Origin of the sequence: Streptomyces sp. NPDC050448, from assembly GCF_040655295.1 — a bacterium.
Taxonomy (GTDB): Bacteria; Actinomycetota; Actinomycetes; order Streptomycetales; family Streptomycetaceae; genus Streptomyces.
Window position 1 is genome coordinate 131,831 of the sequence record NZ_JBFAJR010000006.1, and the last position, 22,367, is coordinate 154,197.

Sequence of the window (22,367 nt, forward strand, 5' to 3'; positions counted from 1 at the left end):
GGAAGCCGGAACTTAAGCGCCTTGATAACTACGCTGAATCGGTTGCTTAAATTAGGGGGCGCGCGGGACGTGCGCAATGGCCTGCCGCCCCTGCACCATGGGGAGTTGGAACAACGTGGGGGTTTTCATGGACGAACCGGCCGAGATCGGCCGCAGGGTTCAGCGCATGCGCGCCGAACGCGGGCTGACACAGCGGGCATTGGCGGAGCCCTCGTACACCTCCGCCTACATCTCGACCCTGGAGTCGGGCAAGGTCCGGCCCTCCGAGACGGCGCTTCGATTCCTCGCCGAGCGGCTCGGCACCTCGTACGAGGAACTGGCCACCGGGCGCCCCGCCCACCTGGCCACCGAGCTGCGCCTCGCCCTCACCGACGCCCAGCAGACGCTGGCCACCGGCGCCGCCGCCGAGGCCGCCGTCCACTACCGGCAGCTGCTGGCCGACTCCGAACGGCTCGGCCTCGACGCCGAGCGGGCGGAGGCGCTGCTCGGCCTCGGCGACTGCGCCCTGGAATCGGGGGAACTGTCGGACGCCATCGACCACTTCGAGGCGGCCGAGCGGCTGCTGGCCGACGAGCCGCTCCCCCGCCGGGCCCGCCCGATCCGCGGCCGCGCCGTCGCGCATCTGCTCGCCGGGGAGCTCCGCTACGCCTGCTATCTGCTGGAATCCACCATCGACGAGCTGGGCGCGAGTGGGCTGGCCGATCCGGAGGCGCTGGTGCTGCTCTACGCCGCCGTGATCGGCCCGTACATCGACATGGGCGCGCACGCCCGGGCCGCGCACGCCGCCGAACTGGCCCTGGCGCTGGCTCCGCAGGTGGACGACCCGGCGCTGGTGGCGGGGATGCACCGGCAGGTGGCGCGCACCTTCCTCACCGCGGGGCGCCCGGCCGACGCCGACGCCTCCCTCGCCAAGGCGCAGGCGATCTACCGGCAGCTGCGGCTGCGGACCGATCTGGCGCACTGCCACTGGATGCGCGGCTACGTACAGGCGCAGAACGGCGATCTCGTGGCGGCGGAGGCGGAGTTGCGCACGGCCCGGGACATGCTCTCCGCCCGGCGGGCCGCCCTGTACACGGCGCAGGTCGAGGTCGAACTCGCGGATGTACTGCGTCGGCTCGGCCGGCACGAGGAGGCCGCCGGGCTGCTCTCCGCACTGCTGGAGCTGGGCGACAGCCACGGCGCCGTGCACGCGGGCGGCGCGCACCGGCTCCTCGGCCTGATGGCCGAGGAGCGCGGGGAGACCGAGTCCGCCGAGGAGCACTACGTCCAGGCGCTGACCCTGCTGGAGCGCAGCGGGGCCAGCGGGGATCTCGCGGACCTGTGCCGGCTGCTGGGTGACCTGCTGCGGCGTACCGGTCGGATCGAGGCCGCGCTGGACGCCTACCGCACGGGTCTGGGCCACCGTGCGGCGCCGGGCACCACGACGCTGGGCCCGGCGCCCGCGTCACCGCTGCGACGGTGACGCGGGCGCCGATGCGATCGGTGCCGCACCGGTGCAGCGAGGAGCACCGGTCCGGCTCCCAGCAACGAGATAATTTTGTCTTATTCGGTGCAAAAAAGACTCAAAATCGGCATACGGAACGATGGAGGCCGCCTGCGGAAAGCAGGCGGCCTTGAGATGTGCGGTCCGTTCCGCACCGGGTGCCGGGGCACCACGTACGCTGTTCCCTCGCCCCCATCCACCCCGAACGGAGATCCGCTGTGCCGGACGAGACCGAGGATCCCGCCTCCGCGGCGGCGAAGCACGAGAAGTGGAAGGAGAACGGCGTCGCGCTGCGCGCGTTCTTCTACATCTTCGGGACGCACGTGTTCGCCGGGTTCGTCTGGCTGCTGTTCTACCTGGGCGAGCACGCCAAGAAGTGAGCCCCCTCAGCTCTCGCCGGTCCGGGCGCGCGCGCCCGACCGGGTCCGCCCCGGCGTCTGGGCGCGCTGCGGGTGCCGGCGCACGTACTCGTGCTCCAGCTCGTTCATCCGCTGCGTGTGGGTGACCAGCGCCTCGTCCGACCCGTACAGCAGGGTCTCGTGGCGGGTCCGGTGGATGGCCTCCAGCTCCTTGAGCAGCCTGCCTTCCTCCAGTTTCCCCGCCGATGGACCGCCGTCATGCTCCGCCATGGCCCGTACACCTCCTTCCCTCCATCATCCCCTCCACCGCCCCGTTCGTCCCGGCCGCCGCGCGTTCCGCCGCGCCTTCCGCCACGGCATGCCTGCCGGGCACGGCGGCTACCCTTGCGCCATGACGATGCGCACGACCGTCAACGTGAGTGTTGACGCGATGATCGAGGACCTCAGGACACTCGTCGAGATCGAGTCCCCATCGCGCGATCTCGAGGCCCTGACCGCATCGGCCAAGACCGTCGCCTCCGTCATCGAGAGCCGCCTCGGCGGACGGGCCGTCCTCATCGAGAGCGAAGCCGGGCCGCACGTCCACTGGTCGGCCGGCGGCGATCCCAAGGTGCTGATCCTCGGTCACCACGACACGGTGTTTCCGCTCGGCACCCTCGAACGCCGCCCGTTCACGGTCGAAGACGGGCATGCGACCGGACCCGGGGTCTTCGACATGCTCGCCGGCCTGGTGCAGGCCGTTCACGGTCTGGCGACGCTCGAAGACCGGTCGGGCGTCGAGATCCTGGTGACCGCCGACGAGGAGGTCGGCTCCCACTCCTCCCGAGCCCTCATCGAGGAACGAGCCCTCGCCTGCGGCGCCGTGCTGGTATGCGAAGGCTCTGCCGATGGCGGAGCCCTGAAGACCGGCCGCAAGGGCTGCGGCACGTTCCAAGTCTGCGTCGCGGGCCGGGCCTCGCACGCAGGCCTCGAGCCCGAGGCCGGGGTCAACGCCCTGATCGAGGCGTCGCACCAGGTACTGGACATCGCGGCGCTGGGCCGAGCCGAGATCGGTACGACCGTCACCCCGACCGTCGCGTCCGCGGGAACCCTCGACAACGTCGTTCCCGCAGAGGCGACCGTCATCGTCGACGTCCGCGTCGAGTCGGCCGGCGAGAAGGAACGCATCGAATCCGCGTTCGCGGCGCTCGCTCCGCATCTCGCGGACGCGGAGATCACGGTCCACGGATCCATCGGCCGGCCCCCGATGCCCGAGTCGGCGTCGGCCGGTCTCTTCGCGCTGGCACAGCAGCTGCTTCCCGGCCTCGAAGGCAGGTCGGTCGGCGGCGGAAGCGACGGCAACTTCACAGCCGCACTGGGGGTGCCGACACTTGACGGCCTCGGAGCGGTCGGCGGCGGCGCCCACGCCGACCACGAGTACGTGGTGATCGAAGCCATGACCGAACGGGCGAACCTCGTAGCCGGTCTGGTGCACGCGATCCAGCACATGCAGGAGAACAAGAACGCGTAGCGCCGCCGAGCGGCCGGTGTTCGCGGCCGGCACCCTCGGCGGTCCGGGCCCGGAGCGGCAGCACACCCGCACACCCGCACACCCGAGTAGACAGTGTCTACGCCACCTGGTAGACACTGTCCATGGAACAGGACAGCCCGCTGCGGGAACGACTGATCGACGTCGGCGTCGACCTCGTACTGACCGAGGGCACCACCGCCCTCGGCCTGCGTGAGATCGCCCGCCGGGCCGGGGTGTCGCACGGCGCACCCCGGCGCTACTTCCCCACCCACCACTCCCTGCTCTCGGCGATCGCCCGGCGCGGATTCGCGGAGCTCGGCGGCCGGTTCGCGGCCGCGACCGCTCGCGCGTCCTCGCCGCGCGAGCAGGTGCGGGCGCTCGGGTGCGCGTACGTCGGCTACGCGCTGGAGCACCGCGGGATGTTCGAGCTGATGTTCCGCCACGACCTGCTCGACAGCGAGGGGCAGGAGGACACCGGGCAGGAGGACGCCGGGCAGCGGCAGCCGAAGCTGCGCGAGTCCACTCTCCCCCTGTTCCACCTGCTCGTCGGGCTCGTCTCCCGCTGCCGGGCCACCGCGGACCCCGAGGTCACCGCCGCCGCCCTGTGGGCCAATCTGCACGGCGTGGCCCAACTGTGGGCCTGGGGCAGCCTGCCCCTCGTCCTCGGCGCCGACGGCCCCGAAGGCGAAGGCGAAGAAGCCCGCGCAGCCGTCGTCGGACGGCTCGTCGACGCCGCCCTCGACGCACACCTCGGGGCGGCCCCCGCATGAGCCGCCCCAGGCAGCGCATCGCGCTCCTCGTCAGCGTCGGCGGCGCGATGCTCGTCGCCCTCGACGGCACCGTCCTCAGCGTGGCGCAGCCCAGCCTGCGCCACGATCTCGGGGCGAGCGTGGCCCAGGTCCAGTGGACCAGCACCGCCTATCTCCTCGCCGTGGCCGCGTTCCTCGTCATCGCCGGCCGGCTCGGCGACCGGTACGGGCATCCGCGGCTGCTCCTCATCGGCGTGCTCGGCTTCGCCGCGGCCTCAGCCGGGATCGCGCTCGCGCCCGGGGTCGGCTGGGTCATCGCGCTGCGCGCCGCCCAGGGGGTGTTCGGGGCCCTGCTGCAACCGGCGACGCTCGCACTGCTGCGGCTCGCGTACCCGCCCGACCGGCTCTCCACCCCGGTGGCCGTCCGGACCAGCGCCATCGGGGTGGCCGCCGCGGCCGGTCCGCTGCTCGGGGGCGTACTGGTCGCGCAGTCGGGCTGGCGGTCCGTGTTCGTGCTCAACGTGCCGATCGCCCTCGGGATCGCCGCACTCGCCCTCGCCGTACGGGTGCCCGCGCCGCCCCGGCCCGGATCGGACCGGCCCGCGCTGACCGGCGCGGCACTGCTCGCCACAGCCCTCGCCGTACTCGTGCACGCGCTGGCCGGCGTACCCGCCCACGGCTGGACCGCTGCGCCGACGCTGCTCGGGCTCGGCGGGGCCGCCGCCCTCGCGGTGGCGCTCGTACGGTACGAACGGCGGGCCGCGCAGCCCCTCGTACCTGCCGCCGTGGCGCGGTCCCGGCCGGTCGCGGCCTCGATGGCGCTGCTGCTGGCCGTCTCCGGCGGCATGTTCGGGGCGCTGTTCACGGCGACCTTCCTGCTCCAGGACGTACGGGGGCTCGACCCGCTCGCCACCGGCCTGCTGGTGCTCCCGCTGACCGGGTGCATGGTCGCCGGCGCACCGCTGGCCGGGATGGCACTGCGCCGCCACGGGCCGCGCCGGACCGCGCTCACCGGTACGGGCCTGGTCGTCCTCGGGGTCGGCGGGCTGGGCGCGTGGTCCGGCCCGGCGGTCACGGCGGCCTTCGCGGTGCTCGGGGCCGGGTTCGCCGCCGTCATGGTCACCGCGACCGGCACGGTGGTCGGGGACGCCCCGCCCGGGTACGCCGGGGTGGTCGGCGGGCTCAAGCAGACGGCGATGAACGTCGGTCCGGCCCTCGGCATCGCCGTCGCCGCGGGCGCGGGGGCGTCGCCGACGGCCCTGTTCGCACTGGCGGCGCTGGCCGCCGCGGGACTGCTGCCGGCCTCACTGCTGCCGCGCGGCGCGCGCCGTGCAGCTGCGGGCGACGTCGTCGGCGAAGACCCGGGCCAGCGGGGACAGGGCCTCCCAGCGGCGGACGGCCCAGCCGACCGCGAGCGGCGGCAGGGCCGGGACCGGGACGAGGCGCAGCGGGCCGTCTGATCCGGGGACCCGCCAGCCGGGCAGGGCGGGCACGACGGCGTGGCCGAGGCCCAGTTCGGCCAGCAGCAGGGCGGTGTCCCAGTCGGCCACGCTGGTGTCGGACCGGATCCGGATGCCCGATTCCGCGAAGGCGGCGTCGAGATGGGCGCGGGAAGCGGAGCGCTCCGGGAGCCGGATGTGGCGGATGCCGGCGAGGTCGGCCGGCTCGATCCGGGTCCGGGCGGCGAGGGGGTCGCCGGCGCAGACCGCGAGCACCCAGGGCAGTTCCATCACCGGGCGCTGCTCGATGCCGCGCACGGGCCTGCCGATGGTGATCCAGGCGAGGTCCAGGTCGTCGGCGGCGAGCGCGTCGAAGCAGCTGCGGCTGGAGTTCTCGGTCTGGAACTCCAGGCTGACCTGGGGGTGGCGGCGGCGGAAGTCGACGACCGCCTCGGACATGAAGTGCCGTACGGTCGTCGCGCCCGTGGTGATGCGCACCGAGCCGGTGTCGCCGCGGACGAGGTCGTCCAGGCGGCGCAGCGCGCCGTCGAGGCCGGCGATGCCGTCGGCGGCGGCCGCCTGGAGGATGCGCCCGGCCTCGGTGGGGACGACGCCGCGGGCGTGCCGCTCGAGCAGGCCGGTGCCGGTCTGCTTCTCGAGGCGGCGGATGTGCTGGCTGACGGCCGACTGGGTGCAGCCGAGGTCGCGGGCGACGGCGCTGAGACTGCCGGCCCGGCAGACGGCCACGAAGACACGGAGATCGTCGAGAGTCATGAGATCCAAGCTACAGCTTGGGCCTTGATAGGAAATCAGAGGATTGACTTGGGTTTACGCGTGGACAACGATCAATGCAGGGCCCCGGGCGGCAACCCGTCCCCGCCTGCGCCACGGTCCGGACCCCGGCGCGGGCGGGGACGGGTGTCGACCCACTCGTGCACGTCGCGTTTCCATGCTCTTCGTCCCTGCACGTCACCCGTGCACGTCACCGTGCGCGTCATCCCTGCACGTCATCCATGCGTCCGAGGAAGGACCACCTCCATGCCGGTACCGACGCGGGCCGACGGACCGCAGGCGCGTGCCCGTGTGCTGCTGCGCGAGCTCGGCGCCGGACACATCGGCCATCCCGGCGGCACTCTGCTCGCGCATCTGGAGCGCGTACAGGCGCAGCTCGGGGCGTGGGGAGCCCGGCCCGCGCTCCGACTCGCGGGTCTGTGCCACGCGTTCTACGGTACGGACGGCTTCGCCACTGTCCTGCTGCCGGTCGGCCGGCGGGCCGGGCTGGCGGCGGTGATCGGGGCGGAAGCCGAGGAGATCGTCTACTTCTACGCCAGTTGCGACCGCACGGCCTCCTATCCGACGCTCGCCGCCGACGAAGCAGAAGCAGGCACGGCAGACACGGCGGCGTTCCGCGACCGGTTCACCGGTCACGTCCACTCCCCCGACCGGCAGTCGCGGCGGGATTTCGCCGAGCTGTCCGCTGCGAACGAACTGGACCTCGCCCGGATCGACCCCTCGTTCCGCACGGCCCACGGGCCCGGCCTCCTCGCGCTGTTCGCCAGCCTTCGGGGTCTGCTGAGCGAGCCGGCCTGGCGGGACTGCCAGGCCGTGCTCGGCGGCGCGCCCTGAGCGCCGCGACCGGGGTCAGGGCGTGAAGGTCCAGCGCTGGGCAGGGCTGCTGTCGCAGGCGGCGCGGGTGAGTTTCGTGCCGTTCGCGGTGCCGGCGCCGACCGGGGCCAGGCACTGGCCGAGCGTACGGAGGCTGCCGTCCGGCCCCGGCTGCCAGGTCTGGCCGGCGGCTCCGCTGCACGTCTGGACGGTGACGCGGGAGGCGCTCGTACCGTCGAGGCAGACTCCGCCCAGGCCGGTGACCCGGCCGTCGGCCTGGAGGCTCCAGCGCTGGTTGGGGCCGCCGTGGCAGGTGTAAAGGGTGGGTTCGGTGCCCGGCGTCGTGGCGCTGTACGGCAGGTCGACGCACCGGGCGGAGGCCGCGCCCACGAGGGTGGCGTCGGCCGGGAGCGGGGCGGCGCGCCCGGTGAGGGTGAACTCGGCGGCGCTGGTCCAGGGGCCCCGGCCGCCGGCTTCGGTCAGGGCCCTGAGGCGCAGGTAGCGGCCCGTCTTCGCGGACAGGGACACGGACTTGGCGGCGGCGGTGTCGGCGAAGGTGCCGGTCGCCACCGGGGAGCCCCAGTCCGTGGTGGTGTCGGAGACGTACACCTCGTAGCCGCCGATCCGGCCGTTGACGCCGCCGTCCTGGCGGGGCAGGTAGCCGAGGCCGTCGACCGCGTAGCGGGCGCCGAGGTCGATCCGGATCTCGTGCGGCAGCGCGGCCGGCGTGCCCGAGGACCAGGCGGTGTGCCAGATCGTGGCCGGGTTGCCGTCGAAGGCGTTCGCGGCTGCGCCGTTCTCCGCCGCGGTCTCCTGGCTGTCGGCGGAGACCAGGGTCCACGCCGCCTGCGGGATGGGGGCGGAGGTGACCGGGACGGGGTCGGCGGCCGGGACGGAGGTGCCAGTGGCCGTGATGGCGAACGCGCCCGACTTTGTACCGGACTTGACCCACAGGATGCCGCCGCGGTCGGCGGAGTCGAAGTACCAGCCGGACGCGGCCGCGTCGTAGGCGGCCTTGGACGTCTGGCGAGCCAGGTCGCTGCCGTCCGCCGTGACCGCGCCCCGTGCGGAGGCCACGTGGAGGGTGAACTCGTAGTCGCGCGCGGCCGGTTTGCCGGTGTAGCTGCCGGTCGGGGCGCCGACGGAGACGGTGACCGTGCCGGAGCCGGCGGCCGGGGCCGTCACGTCCACCTGCTGGCGGGCGTACGCGCCGGACTGGTAGGCGCGGGTGAGCCCGTCGTCCTCGTAGAGGCTGAACGAGGAGTTGCCGCGGGGGTGGATGTCGTAGGTGAGGGTGGAGACGGGCTTCTCGCCCGTGTGGTTCATCTGCGGCCACATCGGCACGATCGCGCCGCCCTTGACGAAGAGGGGCAGGGTGTCGAGGGGTGCCTGGTAGTTGTTCAGCCAGCCCGGGCCCGCGTACGTCTTCCCGGTCCAGTAGTCCGTCCAGGTCCCGGCGGGCAGGTAGATGCCGTCGCGGACGGAGGTGTCGGAGACGACCGGCGCGACGAGGAAGGAGTCGCCGGCCATGAACTGGCCGCTGGTGAGGTTGCCGCGGGCCACCGGGTCGTCCGGGTACTCCAGGACCAGGGCGCGGGTGCTCGGCACACCGCTCTCGTGCGCGGTGCGGCTCATGGTGTACAGGTACGGCATCAGCCGCATCTTGAGCTGGAGGTACTTGCGGTTGATGGAGAGGTACGGCTCCGCGAAGCGCCAGGGCTGCTTGTCCTGGTAGCCGGCGGACGGGTTGGTCGCGCCCCAGCCCGACATGGTCATGAAGGCGGGGGTGAAGGCCTTCCACTGGAGGTCGCGGGTGTACGTCTTGGGGCTGCCGCCGAAGATGCCGTCGACGTCGCCGGAGGCGTAGTTGAGGGCGGACAGGCCGGCGCCGGCGATGGCGGGGACGTGCCAGCGCATGTCGTCCCAGGTTCCGTTGGTGTCGCCGGTCCAGACGACGGCGTTGCGCTGGGTGCCGGCCCAGCCGTCGACGGTCCACACGTAGCGGCGGGCGTCGGAGTTCTTCTCGATGCCGTCGACGGCCTGCTGCACGCCGGTGAAGGCGGTCTTGTAGCCGCCGCCGATCCAGGCCACGTCCGTCTTCACGCCGCGGGTGCCGGCGACGCCGACCTCGTCGGCGATGGAGCCGAGACCGGTGGAGGTCCACAGTCCGGTCTGGAAGCCCTTCGCCTTCAGGGCGTCGACCGTGGACTTGAGGGGCGCGGTGTAGCCGCAGCCGTAGCCGTCGTTCGGCAGGAACCAGCCCGAGGGCATGTCGGCGGCGCGGGCGTCGGCGGCGTACCCGACCACGTCGGGGGTGGTCTGGTGGCGCAGGCGGTTGTGATCGCCCTGATATGCCGGATTGGAGGCGTTGAAACAGTCGGCGTTGCCGAGTTCCAGGCCCCACATCGGGGCCATGAACGGCTTCCCGCTCACATCGGTGTAGGCATCGAGTACGGATTTCAGCGAGTCACCGGTGAAGTACCAGGCGTCGAAGCGCTTCTCGTCGTGGGTGAGGGTGGTGGGCGCGTTGAAGCCGTACGAGCCGGGGGCCCAGGTGTTGCGCATGACGCCGTAGCCGTTGGTGGACATGTAGAAGGGGGCCGGGCTGGCATTGTTGTTCTCGCGCCATTTGTTGTCGACGGCCACGGGGACGGTCTTGCCGCGCAGCGCCCATTCGCCGAGGCGCAGGCCGGTGCCGTAGAACTGCTCGTCGGCGCCGCGGGCCAGGTACTGGGTGGTCTGGGTGCCGGTCCAAGAGGTCGGCTGGGTCTCCTGCCAGACGAGGGTGGAGTTGTCGGCGCGGTAGACGGAGAACTGCAGGGGCGTCTTGTTGACGCGGATGCTCAGGGCTCCGGTGGTGATCCGGTAGTACGTGCCCGCGTCGGTGTACGCGGTGTCGACGGAGCCGAAGTCGGTGGTCGGGGCGAGGTCGGAGCCGGCCGGGTCGTCGGTGAAGGCGCCGTCGGGCGAGAGCCAGAGCCGGAAGATGTCGGCGCGGGCGACGACCACGCGGGCCTTGGCGCCGCCGGTGGTGGTGACGGTGAAGGTGTTCCCGGACTGGGTGAGGCCGGTGGCGTTGCCTGCCGTGGCGGGGGCCGGAGCCGCGGCGGCCGGTGAGGTCATCGGCCCGGCGGCCGCCGGACCCGCCACGGCGAGGGCGCCGGCGAGCAGCGCGGCCAGGTGGACGCGCTGCCGCTTCGGCTTCTTGCGGATGCGGCCGGGTATGCGGATGCGGCTGGGGCTGGGGACGCGGGTGAGTCTCATGGGGCAGCTCCTCGTGCGGTCCGGATTGCGGACACACCGCTTTGGCATGCGCCTGGCAAGATAGCGGCCCATGGAGATCACTTGAAGGATTCTGCTCGAACCAGTCTTCAATCAAGCATCTTTGAGCATCCCTCAGATGCCCGCATCATCCCGCCGCGTCGAAGATCTCCTCCATGAGAGCCGGGTCCAGCGCCGGGTCGGCGGCCGCGGCATGGGCCGGCTCCCCGTCGCCGGGGAGCTCCCGCAGCCGGGCCGGGGGCAGGTTCGGATGCCGGGCGAGAGCCTCGCGTACGGCCGGGTCCGCGTGGTCGGCGTACACCGGGAGGCCGCCGGTCGGGAACTGCGGCCGGGTGAGCAGCTCGGCGCGGTAGCGGCCCGTGCATGCGAGGAAGCTGCGCAGCAGGTGCTCCGGTGAGGCGTCCGGGTGGTTCTGCGCGAGGAGCACCCGTACGCCGAGGTCCTCGTCGGCGCAGAGGCGGGACAGCAGGTCGGGCGGCAGGCGGCGGTCCCGTGCCGCACCGCGACGCAGCAGCGGGTGGGCGCAGAGCGCGTCGCGGCGGACTACTTCGAGGCTCCGCTGGGTGTCCAGTGGCGGGCAGAAGCCGAAGCCGCCGCCCGCCGGGACCTCGTTCTCTTCGTCGATCCGGCCCCGACCGGGCCGGTACCGCACTGACGGAGCCGCCCTCGCCCATGGGACGGCGCGCGGGAGTGACGCCCGCCATGCGGCCCGCCGCCTGCGGCGGCCCGGGGCCGTTGTCAGACCCCTGCGCGAGGATCGGATCATGACGATCACCACCGCTCCTGCCGGTCCCGCCCTCACCAGCCGCGACGAGTACGCCGATGCGATCGGTACGGCCATCAGGGCCTCCGCCGCGTACTACGGGTCCGGCGATTCGCCGCTCGACGACGCGTCGTTCGATCTCCTCGTCTCCCTGATACAGGCGTACGAGGAGCGGTATCCGCAGCACACCGACCCGGCCTCGCCGACCGGGAAGGTGGCCGGGGGCGCGGTGCCGGCCGGGGAGGTCGCGCACACGGCGGCGATGCTCTCGCTGGCGAACGCGTTCGGCCCGCAGGACCTGCTCGACTGGGAGGCCTCGGTGGTACGCCGGCTGGGGGCGCCGGTCTCGGGCGGTTACGTGGTCGAGCCGAAGCTCGACGGGGCCTCGCTGGCGGCCCGGTACCGCGACGGCCGGCTGGTCCAGCTCGTCACCCGGGGCAACGGGACGAGCGGCGAGGACGTGTCCCATGCGATCGGGACGATCGTCGGGCTGCCGGAGCGGCTGGCCTCGGACGTCTCCTTCGAGGTGCGCGGCGAAGTCCTGCTGACCACGGCCCAGTTCGAGCGGGCCAATGAGATACGCGCCGCGCACGGCGCCGGGGCGTTCTCCAATGCGCGCAACGGCGCTGCCGGCACACTGCGGGCCAAGGGCCGTCCGTACACGGTGGAGATGACGTTCTGGGCGTTCGGGGCGGTCGGGCTCGACGGCGCGGTACTGCCGGGGAGCACGCACGCACAGGTGATGGCCTCCGTCGCCGCGACGGGTGTCCAGACGGCCGCGGCCACCCCCGCGGGGCTGTCGGTGGTGGCCACGGCCGCCGAGGTGCAGGAGCACGTCGACCGGATCTCCGCCCTGCGCGCCCGGCTGCCCTTCGGGATCGACGGGGTCGTCGTCAAGCTGGACTCGCTGGCCGAGCAGGCCGCGGCCGGGACCGGCTCGCGCCACCCGCACTGGGCGACCGCGTACAAGCTGGCGGCCGTGGAGCGGCGCACCCGGCTCCTGGACGTGACCTGGGCGGTGGGCCGCACCGGCGTGCTGGCGCCGACCGCCGTGCTGGAGCCGGTGGAGATAGACGGCTCGGTGGTGCGGCACGCCACGCTCCTTCTGTGGGGGAAGCGTGGCTCGGTGAGGCTTATTGACCCTCAAAGGATGCAGCTCAGATGCCTTGTGAGGCCGAGGCTATCGAGCACAACAGCTGTGGTGCAAGTGGGCTGTTGATCGGCTACACCATCACGCGGGACGTCATCCGTCGGCTCGTGCCGTCGCCGTCGTGGTACGCGCCCCACCGAGGTGCGCCACCTGGCGTCCCGTCTGCCTTGGGGTACTGCGGAGGCGGTCGGCGTGGCCAGGAACTCGGGGCAGGCGGCTGCAGCGCCAGCAGCTGCCGTGGCTGGGACTCGGGGTACCGAGCAACGATCGTGACGCTGCGTACGGGCTGCGGCGGATGCGGATCTCGGTGAGCACGGAGAAGACCGAGCCGAGAGGGAATGCGGCAGCTGGTCACGATGACATGGGTCGAATGGAAGATTGCCGGATCGGCGTCATGACTCCCTCATGGTCCACAGCCACGTCCCCACGCGCCAGGGCTCCGTCACTCTCGCGTTATGTCTGGGTTGATGCCTGATTGGCGGGTTGCCGCTTGCGCCTTGGCTACGCATGGGCAGGCCAGGACGGAGCTGCGAGGCACCAACGTCAGTGGCTGCTCCCGTTGGAGGACCCGGGTCTGACCAGCCCGGACTCGTAGGCGAACACGATGGCCTGGGCGCGGTCCCGCAACTGCAGTTTGAACAGGATCCGGCCCACATGGGTCTTCACAGTTGTCTCGCTCAGCTGGAGTCTCGCTGCGAGTTCGGAGTTGCTCAGTCCCTTGGCCAGGATTCGCAGCACGTCGAGCTCGCGGGGGCTGAGCACGGCGAGATCGCGATGAAGGGTCGTGCTCGGGCCGTCGACATGCGCGAAACGCTCGATGAGGCGGTGGGTGATGCTCGGGGCGAGCAGCGCGTCGCCGGCGCGTACCAGGCGCACGGCGGCGACCAACTGCTCGGGAGTGACGTCCTTGAGGAGGAAGCCGCTGGCGCCCGCACTCAGCGCGGCGTACACATACCGGTCGAGATCGAAGGTGGTCAGGATGATGATCCTGGGTGGTGTGGCAGCCTCGGCCATGATGCGCCGGGTGGCTTCCAGCCCGTCGATCGCTGGCATCCGGATGTCCATGAGCACCACGTCGGGTTGGGTGCTGCGGACCATCTCGATGGCTTCGGCGCCGTTGGACGCCTCACCGACGACCTCGATTCCGTCTGCGGTGAGAATCATCGTGAAGCCGGTCCGGAGTAGATCTTGATCGTCGGCGACCACCATGCGCAGCGGCTCGGTCACGGCGCCTCCGTCGGGATCACGCCGCGCACCCGGTAGCCGCCGGAAGGGAGGAATCCGGCCTCGAAGGTACCGCCGTAGACGGCGATCCGCTCCTGAAGGCCGATCAGTCCGCGGCTGGTGCCCGTACGGGGCGACGGTGCGGACGATCCACCGGTGTCGGTCACCTCCACCTGCAGGGTGGCGGGACCGTAGTCGATGGCGATCCGCACCTGGGAGCCGACCGCGTGCTTCATGGTGTTGGTCAGCGCTTCCTGGACCACACGGTAGACTGCCAGGTCCATGCCGGCCGACAGCGGGACCGGTCTGCCGGTCACGGTCAGCTCGACGGGAACGCCGGTGTCCCGGACCCGGGCGGCCAGTGCATCTACCTGGCGCATGCCCGGGGCCGGAGTGAGGTCTTTCTCGACCGAGAGATCGGGGTCATCGCTGTTCATGGTGAGCAGGCCCATGGTGTGTCGCAGTTCGGTCATCGCGGCCCGTCCGCCGGACTCGACGGCCAGCAGAGCGTCATGAGCCTTCGTCGGCGCAGCCTCCATCACCTTGCGCGCCGCACCGGCCTGCACCACCATCACGCTGATGTTGTGCGTGACCACGTCGTGCAGTTCCTGCGCGATCCGAGAGCGTTCCTGATCCACTGCGCGCCGCGCCGCGGCCTCCTTCTCCGCCTCCGCGGCCCGCACCCGCTGCTTCCAGGTGTAGATCGTGTTGGCCACGAGTGCGACCGGGATCAGGATGAGGAAGAGGAACGTCACCGGGCCTGACCCGATCGAGGGCACGGTCTCCTTGTGAGTCCCCACCAGCAGCCCGATGCCCGCCAAGGCGCTCACGATCGCGAGTACCTGGTACGTGCTGTACATCGCCACGCTGTAGGCCGCGATCACGCAGACGGTGAAGGTGAACGTGGGGTTGAAGCCCGGGCTGAGGTGGTACAGCTCGCTCGCGCCGATCAAGACCCAAAACGCCGTGAGGGGATACCTCCTTCGTGCGACCAGCGGAAGCGTGGCCAGAACGGCAAGGATCAGCTGCCAGGGATGGACCGCGCCGTAGTGGTGGGTGATCAGCCCGACAGGGGGATCGGGCGGGACCGGCACACCGGGCGGCGTCGCCGGCAGGCTCGGCGACGTCAGCAAGTCGGTGCTGCCGCTGTCCCTGTGCAGGGCACCGTCGACGGCGCCGACGGCCAGAGTGAGAGCGAGAACCGCATCGGCTGTCCACGCCCAACGGGACAGGCTGGGCGGCGGGATCGTGGCTCGCCTCAGCGCGGCGACGCCGGCGTTCCACCGGTCCGTGATCTCTGATCTGTTCACCCGAGCATTCTGGCAAGCGGCCGGCTCTCGCCACATCATCCCCGACGGCTAGCGACGCTCCTCAACTTGGCCTCCTCCTCAAGGATGACCCGCAGCGCTCGTCGTACCTGTGGAGGAACAGGTCTCGTAGCCGGAGGCGATGTGACGCATAGCGCAGCGCACCTAGCGTCAGGATCACTCCGAAAACCCCATTCCCGTGGAGGAATCCCGTGACGGCGCCGCTCATTCAGATCCGCGACGTGAGCAAGAATTACGAAGGAGGGAGACCGGCGCTGGCCGACCTGACCCTTGACGTGCAGGCAGGTGAGGCGCTGGCCGTGCTCGGCAGGTCAGGCAGCGGCAAGTCGACTCTGCTCAATATGATCGCCGGCCTGGACAAGCCGAGTCAGGGCAACGTCACCGTGGGCAGCCTTCGCGTCGACGAGATGACCGAGGCCGCCTCGGCGAAGTACCGGCGAGAACGGATCGGCATGGTCTTCCAGTTCTTCAACCTCCTGGACGACCTGACCGTCGACGACAATGTGCTGCTGCCGGCCCAGCTGGCCGGGATGCCGCACGGGGAGGCCCGCCGGCGTGCGGCCGACCTGCTGGAGTCCCTCGGCGTCGCCCGGCATGCCCGCGCCTTCCCGGGTCGTCTGTCCGGCGGTGAGCGCCAGCGCGTCGCGGTCGCCCGGGCGCTGATGAACCGCCCCTCGCTGCTGCTGGCCGACGAGCCGACCGGTGCGCTGGACAGCGCCTCCGCAGCGGACGTCAGGGCCCTGCTGACCGAGCTCAACCGGGCCGGGCAGACCATCCTGTTGGTGACCCACGATGTCGCGCTCGCCGAGGCGTGCGCGACCAGGACGATCGAGCTGCTCGACGGCAGGGTCTTCCGGGATCAGCGGATGGTGGTCCGATGAGCGCGCTGAGCAAGGTCGTGCGCGCCGGTGTCGGGCGGCGACGGGTCCAGACCGTGGTGATGATTCTGACTACGATGATGGCGGTCACCGCGTCGGTGCTGGCCGCCGGCCTCCTCGTGGCGTCACAGGCGTCGTTCGACCAGAGCTTCGACGGACAGCGCGGCGCCCATGTGACGGCTAGGTTCGACGGGGGCAAGGCCACCACCGCGCAGATCGCGGCCACCGCGCATGTGTCCGGCGTGACGGCCAGCGCCGGCCCGTACCCCGTCCTGTCGCTGCAGCCACACGTCGGCGCGAACAACAGCGACATGCCGGTCGGCGACCGGCTGGCGCCCATGAGGATCGTCGGCCGCGCCACCACAGGGGGGCCGGTCGACGACCTCAGGATCACTGACGGCAGGTGGGCCTCCGGGACCGGTGAGGTCGTGCTGACCTCCATCAACGCGCCGTTCGGCGTAGGCGACAAGATGACCTTCCCCGATCTTCCGGGCAAGCCGACGCTGACCGTCGTCGGACTGGCCAGGTCGGCGGCCAACAGCTCCGAGGCATGGGTGTCGCCGGCCCAGCTCACGGCGCTGACCGCGCCGGGCACCGCGCCCAACTACCAGATGCTCTACCGCTTCGGCAGCGCGGCCACGAACGCTGAGATCACCGCTGACCGTGCCGCGATCTCCGCTGCCGTGCCGCCGGGCTCGATGACCGAGGCGGCGTCCTATCTGAAGATCAAGATGTCCGCGGACAAGACCGCCGCGACGTTCGTCCCGTTCGTGGTCTCCTTCGGCGTGCTCGGCCTGTGCATGTCGATCCTGATCATCGGCATCGTGGTCAGCGGCGCGGTGGCGGCCGCGACTCGGCGTATCGGCATCCTGAAATCACTGGGCTTCACCCCGGAGCAGGTCGTGCGCGCCTACGTCGGGCAGGCGCTGATCCCGGCGTCGATCGGCACCGGCCTGGGCGTCGTGTTCGGCAACCTGCTGGCGATCCCGGTCTTGGGCGATGCGGGCGGCGCCCTGGGCACAGGGACTCCGACGGTTGAGCCGTGGATCGACATCGCGGTTCCCGCAGTCGCACTCGGTGCGGTGGTTGCCACGGCCTTGGCGCCCGCCCTGCGGGCCGGGCGGTTGCGGACCATCGAGGCCATTGCCGTGGGTCACACCCCGCGCGCCGGGCGCGGACGCGTGATCCGGCACCTGCTCGGCCGGCTGCCACTGCCCCGCGCGGTGAGCCTGGGCCTGGCCAATCCGTTCAGCCGGCCTTCGCGGTCGGCGACGATGGCCGCGGCCGTGGTCCTAGGGACGATCGGCGTCACCTTCGGCGTCGGCCTGGCCATCTCGCTGAGCGCGATCCAGAACGACATGAACCGCAGGTCGCCCGGCGCGGCCGTGGTCCAGGTCTACGGACCGCCTGCACCCCCCGCCCCTGGACAGAGCAGCGGGCCGACGAAGAAGGCCGATGCCACCAGGATCGCAGCGCTGATCCGAGCCCAACAGGGCACCCGGAGGTACTTCAGCACAGGCCAGACCAGGGTCGGGGTCGCCGGGCTGGCCGGCGAGACGAATGTGATCGCCTATCAGGGCGACTCGTCCTGGGGCTCATACCGGATGCTCGCCGGGTCCTGGTTCCACCGGGCCAGCGAGGCGGTCGTTCCGTCCGGCTTCCTGACCGCCACCGGGACCCGTATCGGCGACACCATCACCCTGACCAACAACGGCCACAGTGCGCCCGTGCGTATCGTCGGCGAAGTCTTCGCCATGAACCAGGTCCTGCTGACCGACCAGGCGTCCCTCGACGGCCTCAACGCCTACATCCTGCCGCAGTCGGTCCAGTTCAACATCGACCTCACACCGGGAACCAGCAGGCAGAACTATGTTGACTCGCTTGACGAGGCTCTGCTGCCCTACGGCATCACCGCCCAGCCCAACACCGCGCAGGTGAGCAGCACGCTCATCTCCATGGACTCGCTGGCCGCGATGCTCACAGTGATGCTGGTTATCGTGGCCGGGCTCGGGGTGCTGAACACGGTCGTCCTCGACACCCGAGAACGCGTCCACGACCTGGGCGTGTTCAAGGCACTGGGCATGTCGCCGAAGCAGACCACCGCCATGGTCATCACGTCGGTCGCCGGCATCGGCCTGCTCGCCGGCGCGATCGGAGTCCCGATCGGCATCCGCCTGCACAACGCCGTAGTGCCGGTCATGGGCCAGGCCGCCGGCACCAACATCCCGGCCGACGACATCGCGATCTACCACCTGCCGGTGCTCGTGCCTTTGGTCCTGGGCGGACTCGTCATCGCGACGGTGGGCGCCATGCTCCCCGCCGGATGGGCTGCCCGGACCGGCACCGCGACCGCCCTGCGGACCGAATAACCGCCTCTTCGGCCGGGCCGGCCGAGGGCTGTGGCGGGACTGCCACCGCGCCGCAGCCTGCTTATCCGTGCAGCCGTAGCACGATCTTCGCGTCTCTTCGCGAGGGCCACACCCTGGGAGGAAAAGATGTAGGAGTTCGACAAGACGAACGGTGTGCGGATTGTGAACGAGACCCCGGACGCCGATCGCTCAGATGCCGCCCCTGACCACCACGACGGAAGACCGTGCCTGCGCACTCCTCATCGCCCATCCCTACCGGTCTGGGGCAGCTCGCCGGTGCGGCATCGCCCTCGGCAACCGACCGCCCCGGCCTCCTGGCCTGCCTGGCAACCGTGCCCGACCCGCGCCGCAGCCGCGGCCGACGCCACCCTCTGGTCTTCGTCCTTGCGCTGGCAACTTGCGCGGTCCTGGCCGGGGCCCGCTCCCTCGCGGCGATCGCGGAGTGGGCCGCCGACGCCCCGCCCAACCTGCTGGTCCGACTCGGAGGCACGGTCCGCGAACCGGACACCGGGCTCACCGCGCCAGCCGAGGTCACCATACGGCGCGTCCTCCAACGCGTCGACGGCGACGCGCTGGACGCCGCGGTCGGAGCCTGGCTCGCCGACCGCAACCGCGCCCCCGGGACAACCCGGCCAGCCCTGGCAGTGGACGGCAAGACGGTCCGCGGCGCAGTCCGCGCCGACGGCACCCGTGTCCACCTACTCTCCGCGATGAGCGGGACCGGCCTGGTCCTGGGCCAGCGCGAAGTGGACGCGAAAACCAACGAGATCACTGTCTTCCGGCCCCTGCTGACCCCGCTCGACCTGGCAGGGGCGGTGGTCACCTTCGATGCCCTGCACAGCCAGGTCGAACACGCCCGCTTCCTCGTCGAAGACAAGAACGCGCACTACATCGCGCTGATCAAGGGCAACCATCCCACCCTCCACAAGCTGCTGAAGGCCCTGCCCTGGCGGGAGGTGCCCCTGCTGGGCAAGACCCGGGCCACCGCCCACGGTCGCGACGAGATTCGCCGCATCAAAACCGCCACCGTCGCGAAACTGCCCTTCCCTCACGCTGCCCAGGCCCTGCAGATCGTGCGGCGCCGTCGCACCGTGACCTCCGGCAAGGTCTCCCTCGAACGCGTCTACGCTGTCACCAGCCTGACTGCGGAGCAGGCCGACCCCACCGAGACCGCCCACCGCGTCCGGCAGCACTGGGGCATCGAGAACAAGATCCACCACGTCAGGGACGTCACCTACGGCGAGGACGCCTCCCGCGTGCGGACCGGCACTGCACCTCGGGCCATGGCCGCCCTGCGGAACCTCGCCATCGGCGCGCTCCGGCTCACCGGCCACACCAATATCGCCGCCAGCCTTCGCCACCACGCCCGCGACACCACCCGCCCGCTCACCACCCTGGGCATCACGTGATCAAACCCGACACCCCACGAGAACGACGGAGCCCTGCCCCACGCGCCCCTCTCTCCTTTGTGATTGCATCATCAGCGGCTAGCTCATTCAATAGCTTTCTCGCGGTAGGGGGAGAACACTTGAGAATATTGGAAATTTCCTGAGATGCCATCGAGCGATTCTTCAAATGTGCGAGTAGCAGCATCTTGTACGGATCCGACGAATAGCCACAGATCTTCGAGTTCGTGACAGCTCCCTGCCGCACTCCAAGGTAGTGACCGCTTCCGACCCTATGCGATCGACTGCCCAGGAAGTGAGGGTGTAATACTAAGCTGGCACTATTAGCGGCATCCAGCCAACACCGGGAGTACCCGGATATAGCCAGGTGTGACGGTCAGGCTGAACCTCCGGCTCATTCGGGTCCGGTCTGCTTGGATTGTCGATCGGTCTCGTCCAATCCAGGTAGCCCCCAAGGCTCTCCAGTCGCCAATACGGAATCCAAGGCGCAACGTCTTGCGGCATAGGCGCCAACGCTCGGAGCAGATCGGTCATGGGTTCATGCCCGGGTGAAATCGTGGGCCGCGGCACCGCGGAAACAGTTCCCGGAGCTGAGGTGACGCGCCATGGTCCCTTTTCATGTGAAATCTCTTCGAGATGTTCTCGCAAATACCGAGAGGCATCCTCTAGTTCATCCTCCATGGCCTCGATTTTCGCGACGTTTTCCCACTTAAGGTCGTCGCTCAACAGAGACTTCTTTAGCGATCTTTGCAGCGGCCTCACCCATTCTGCCGTCTCATCGAGAACAGCCGCAAGATCGGCAAGTCCGATTCCGTCAATGAATGGGACGGTAATAGTGTCGAGATCGAGCACCCTCTGGGAGGCCCGTTGCTGCTCACCGCTCGGGAGATCCTTTCTGGCGACGGCGACGATACCGGACAAGAAGTTATTGACAAGTAGATCATCTGTCCATGCCATAGCGTTCTGGGTACATCCAACCAGTGGGGCCGGTAGTATGATCAGTCGGCCGGCTCGAAATAGCCCGAGCGCCTCCGTGGAGAGAAACTTTGCGACCTCCCCTGGTAGAGGGTTTGCCCAACCCGTCGCTACAGCCCACCTTTCGCGTACCTTCGTGCTCGTCCAAATGTATCCGTGCCCCCCGGTAATAACTTCGTCAATCGGTAGTGGTGCAAGCACCATTCCACTTTCCAGGTTTCCCTTCCACTTTATGATGACAGTTTCGAAGAGAGGGCAGAACATTCGTGCCCACTGCCGGACTTCATCGATCGACCGAGCGTCGACTGCTATGGCGTGATGCGGCTTAGTTCGAATTGCAGCTGCTACTCTGAGGAAGCCGCCGCGACCCCACACGTCCAGGAGTTCGGACTGTGGTCCAGAACCATTGTCATGCCAACTTTCCCACCAGGACACAAGGGGAGCTACCTGCACAGCCACGGCTTGGGACAGCGACTTCTCCCGGACTAGGCTGGCGATTTCCCTTGCTTGGGACGACTGCAGCCATTGAATTGTTGGTAGTTCACGATTTTCGAGATACTCGCTGAAAGCGTGAGCTCGTGCGGAAATGGGCTTTGGCCTTCCTTGGGAACGACTGCTGCTCCACGAGAGACTCAACATCTTCCACGAACGTTTGAACATCTCTGTCTGAAACCTCGCTCGCGTGGAGAAGCAGGGTGAGCCATGTTGCTTCGAGGACAAGCCGTTGATCGCCTGCTACAAGGGAACGCATTCGCTCTACTTCGCCCCGCAGTGCGAGCATTTCTGGTTTGCGCCCCAAGCGCGACAAAGCTTCCATCCGGCCACATCCCGAATCGGCCTGCGGGGAAAGCCGCGTTAGCAGCGTTGCTTCGGGAAGAGGTGGCCTCTTCCTTGCTCCTCGGACTGCCGGTAAATGGCTGATCGCTCATTTCCATCGCCGTGATTAGTTAATCGCACCGGTTGCACTCCACTACAAATTAGTGTCGCACTGGAGGGCGTTTGCGCAACTGGTAGCTGTGTTCTCGCTGGTCACGGATTATTTACTCACAGGCATCGTTGATCCACACGTTGCTGCGGATCTCCCGTGAGTAGGCCGCCGCCCCGGTCTGGTCCAGCGCTCTCTCCTGTGCGGGAGATAGCCCAGCTGGTTTCGGCACGTTGTGTGATCGATTGCATCGCCGTAGCCGGGAAGATCTCACCGGATACATGGGTAGGGCGGCGAGGAGTCGGGGGGAGGCTCGTACTGCAGCCGCAGATCAGCGATGGCGCCTCCCCGAGTCTGGGGAGGCGCCATCATCTTTGGTTAGTCGGCCTGGTTGAGGGCCCTGGTCAGCTCGCGATTTGCCGCTCGCGAGGCCTCCAGATCCTCCAGGGCCTCCTCGAACTTGAGCTTGAGGTCGCCCTTTTCTTGTTCAAGTTGGACGACTCTCTTCTGGATCTGTTCGACGCTGTCGGGGGCGCCGAGACCGGAATCCCTCCAGGTCTGCTCGCCCATCAACTGCGACAGGCGTTGTTCCAGGAGAGTGATCCGACCCGTCAGCCGCGCATTGCGCTCATGGGCGGCGGCCAAGTCGGCCATCAACGAGGCCCGCGAGACCGCCGCGCCCACTGCGGCACCTCCAGCCGGCATCTGCTCGGCCGTGTGGATCTGCGTCAGTAGGTCGCGGTGGCGGTAGAGGAACGTGCGGTCCACGCCCGCTCGCCTGGCCACTGCGGTCACCGACACCTCCTCGCCTGAAGCCTGGAGATCGCGAAGCGCCTGGGCAACCCGAGCGCGACGGCGCTCAGTGTCGGCCTGGCGGCCAAGGACCATCGCTTCCGTGCGACGGGAGCCGGTCTTACTCATC

The 22,367-nt window shown here is 69.9% G+C and carries 17 protein-coding genes and 1 pseudogene; 10 read left to right on the forward strand and 8 right to left on the reverse strand.

Annotation, left to right across the window (positions count from 1 at the left end):
- Positions 1-127 precede the first annotated feature (127 nt).
- Positions 128-1,462 carry a helix-turn-helix transcriptional regulator gene (locus AB0I68_RS10505; RefSeq protein WP_363176833.1) on the forward strand — a complete coding sequence of 445 codons (1,335 nt, stop codon included), beginning with the start codon at positions 128-130 and terminating at the stop codon, positions 1,460-1,462.
- A gap of 239 nt (positions 1,463-1,701) precedes the next feature.
- Positions 1,702-1,863 (forward strand): DUF6126 family protein, encoded by a 162-nt coding sequence (locus AB0I68_RS10510; RefSeq protein WP_363176834.1) that lies wholly within the window; start codon positions 1,702-1,704, stop codon positions 1,861-1,863.
- Between the two features lie 6 nt (positions 1,864-1,869).
- Here the strand turns inward: AB0I68_RS10510 and AB0I68_RS10515 are convergent, their stop codons facing one another.
- Entirely contained in the window at positions 1,870-2,112 is a 243-nt protein-coding gene (locus AB0I68_RS10515) for a DUF6158 family protein (protein WP_363176835.1), read from the reverse strand.
- A 121-nt stretch (positions 2,113-2,233) separates the two neighbouring features.
- Between AB0I68_RS10515 and AB0I68_RS10520 the strand changes: the two genes are divergently transcribed.
- From AB0I68_RS10520 to AB0I68_RS10530, 3 genes and pseudogenes are all read left to right on the forward strand, one after another.
- Positions 2,234-3,352, forward strand: a complete 1,119-nt coding sequence (locus AB0I68_RS10520; RefSeq protein WP_363176836.1) for a M20 family metallopeptidase — start codon at positions 2,234-2,236, stop codon at positions 3,350-3,352.
- Positions 3,353-3,474: 122 nt separating this feature from the next.
- Positions 3,475-4,122 carry a TetR/AcrR family transcriptional regulator gene (locus AB0I68_RS10525; protein WP_363176837.1) on the forward strand — a complete coding sequence of 216 codons (648 nt, stop codon included), beginning with the start codon at positions 3,475-3,477 and terminating at the stop codon, positions 4,120-4,122.
- Positions 4,119-5,423: pseudogene (locus tag AB0I68_RS10530) on the forward strand (MFS transporter); the annotation flags it as partial. The gene AB0I68_RS10525 and the pseudogene AB0I68_RS10530, both read left to right, overlap by 4 nt.
- Here the strand turns inward: AB0I68_RS10530 and AB0I68_RS10535 are convergent.
- Positions 5,406-6,314, reverse strand: a complete 909-nt coding sequence (locus AB0I68_RS10535) for a LysR family transcriptional regulator (protein WP_363176838.1) — start codon at positions 6,312-6,314, stop codon at positions 5,406-5,408. The pseudogene AB0I68_RS10530 and the gene AB0I68_RS10535 sit on opposite strands and share 18 nt — an antisense overlap.
- Positions 6,315-6,578: 264 nt before the next feature.
- Between AB0I68_RS10535 and AB0I68_RS10540 the strand changes: the two genes are divergently transcribed.
- The gene (locus AB0I68_RS10540) at positions 6,579-7,166 is read left to right on the forward strand and encodes a DUF6817 domain-containing protein (protein WP_363176839.1); all 588 of its coding nucleotides are present in this window, start codon (positions 6,579-6,581) and stop codon (positions 7,164-7,166) included.
- Positions 7,167-7,181: 15 nt separating this feature from the next.
- Here AB0I68_RS10540 and AB0I68_RS10545 read toward each other — a convergent pair whose 3' ends face one another.
- Together AB0I68_RS10545 and AB0I68_RS10550 are read right to left on the reverse strand one after the other, a co-directional pair.
- Positions 7,182-10,409, reverse strand: a complete 3,228-nt coding sequence (locus AB0I68_RS10545; RefSeq protein ID WP_363176840.1) for a TIM-barrel domain-containing protein — start codon at positions 10,407-10,409, stop codon at positions 7,182-7,184.
- A gap of 145 nt (positions 10,410-10,554) precedes the next feature.
- Positions 10,555-11,079 carry a hypothetical protein gene (locus tag AB0I68_RS10550; protein ID WP_363176841.1) on the reverse strand — a complete coding sequence of 175 codons (525 nt, stop codon included), beginning with the start codon at positions 11,077-11,079 and terminating at the stop codon, positions 10,555-10,557.
- Positions 11,080-11,191: 112 nt separating this feature from the next.
- Between AB0I68_RS10550 and AB0I68_RS10555 the strand changes: the two genes are divergently transcribed.
- Positions 11,192-12,409, forward strand: coding sequence for a hypothetical protein (locus AB0I68_RS10555; RefSeq protein ID WP_363176842.1), 1,218 nt, complete (start codon positions 11,192-11,194; stop codon positions 12,407-12,409).
- A 474-nt stretch (positions 12,410-12,883) separates the two neighbouring features.
- Here AB0I68_RS10555 and AB0I68_RS10560 read toward each other — a convergent pair whose 3' ends face one another.
- The gene (locus AB0I68_RS10560; protein ID WP_363176843.1) at positions 12,884-13,567 is read right to left on the reverse strand and encodes a response regulator transcription factor; all 684 of its coding nucleotides are present in this window, start codon (positions 13,565-13,567) and stop codon (positions 12,884-12,886) included.
- Entirely contained in the window at positions 13,564-14,874 is a 1,311-nt protein-coding gene (locus AB0I68_RS10565; protein WP_363176844.1) for a histidine kinase, read from the reverse strand. The genes AB0I68_RS10560 and AB0I68_RS10565 overlap by 4 nt, the downstream gene beginning before the upstream one ends.
- A 209-nt stretch (positions 14,875-15,083) precedes the next feature.
- Between AB0I68_RS10565 and AB0I68_RS10570 the strand changes: the two genes are divergently transcribed.
- The 3 genes from AB0I68_RS10570 to AB0I68_RS10580 all read left to right on the forward strand — a co-directional run bounded on the left by AB0I68_RS10570 (position 15,084) and on the right by AB0I68_RS10580 (position 19,548).
- A complete protein-coding gene (locus tag AB0I68_RS10570) occupies positions 15,084-15,773 on the forward strand; it encodes an ABC transporter ATP-binding protein (protein WP_363176845.1) in 690 nt (229 codons plus the stop codon).
- Positions 15,770-18,139 (forward strand): FtsX-like permease family protein, encoded by a 2,370-nt coding sequence (locus AB0I68_RS10575; RefSeq protein ID WP_363176846.1) that lies wholly within the window; start codon positions 15,770-15,772, stop codon positions 18,137-18,139. Before AB0I68_RS10570 ends, AB0I68_RS10575 begins: the two co-directional genes overlap by 4 nt.
- A gap of 224 nt (positions 18,140-18,363) precedes the next feature.
- Positions 18,364-19,548 carry an ISAs1 family transposase gene (locus tag AB0I68_RS10580; RefSeq protein WP_363176847.1) on the forward strand — a complete coding sequence of 395 codons (1,185 nt, stop codon included), beginning with the start codon at positions 18,364-18,366 and terminating at the stop codon, positions 19,546-19,548.
- A 306-nt stretch (positions 19,549-19,854) separates the two neighbouring features.
- Here AB0I68_RS10580 and AB0I68_RS10585 read toward each other — a convergent pair whose 3' ends face one another.
- On the reverse strand, positions 19,855-20,502 hold the full coding sequence (locus AB0I68_RS10585) for a hypothetical protein (RefSeq protein WP_363176848.1): 648 nt from the start codon (positions 20,500-20,502) through the stop codon (positions 19,855-19,857).
- A 1,321-nt stretch (positions 20,503-21,823) separates the two neighbouring features.
- Positions 21,824-22,366 (reverse strand): DUF6262 family protein, encoded by a 543-nt coding sequence (locus tag AB0I68_RS10590; RefSeq protein WP_363176849.1) that lies wholly within the window; start codon positions 22,364-22,366, stop codon positions 21,824-21,826.
- Position 22,367 lies beyond the last annotated feature (1 nt).

Bases quoted from the DNA above. Each gene is read 5' to 3' on its own strand.
- AB0I68_RS10545 (WP_363176840.1), bottom strand. From the start codon at position 10,409: ATGAGACTCACCCGCGTCCCCAGCCCCAGCCGCATCCGCATACCCGGC.
- AB0I68_RS10540 (WP_363176839.1), top strand. From the start codon at position 6,579: ATGCCGGTACCGACGCGGGCCGACGGACCGCAGGCGCGTGCCCGTGTG.
- AB0I68_RS10575 (WP_363176846.1), top strand. From the start codon at position 15,770: ATGAGCGCGCTGAGCAAGGTCGTGCGCGCCGGTGTCGGGCGGCGACGG.
- AB0I68_RS10505 (WP_363176833.1), top strand. From the start codon at position 128: ATGGACGAACCGGCCGAGATCGGCCGCAGGGTTCAGCGCATGCGCGCC.
- AB0I68_RS10590 (WP_363176849.1), bottom strand. From the start codon at position 22,366: ATGAGTAAGACCGGCTCCCGTCGCACGGAAGCGATGGTCCTTGGCCGC.
- AB0I68_RS10535 (WP_363176838.1), bottom strand. From the start codon at position 6,314: ATGACTCTCGACGATCTCCGTGTCTTCGTGGCCGTCTGCCGGGCCGGC.
- AB0I68_RS10525 (WP_363176837.1), top strand. From the start codon at position 3,475: ATGGAACAGGACAGCCCGCTGCGGGAACGACTGATCGACGTCGGCGTC.
- AB0I68_RS10555 (WP_363176842.1), top strand. From the start codon at position 11,192: ATGACGATCACCACCGCTCCTGCCGGTCCCGCCCTCACCAGCCGCGAC.
- AB0I68_RS10515 (WP_363176835.1), bottom strand. From the start codon at position 2,112: ATGGCGGAGCATGACGGCGGTCCATCGGCGGGGAAACTGGAGGAAGGC.
- AB0I68_RS10520 (WP_363176836.1), top strand. From the start codon at position 2,234: ATGACGATGCGCACGACCGTCAACGTGAGTGTTGACGCGATGATCGAG.
- AB0I68_RS10585 (WP_363176848.1), bottom strand. From the start codon at position 20,502: ATGGCATGGACAGATGATCTACTTGTCAATAACTTCTTGTCCGGTATC.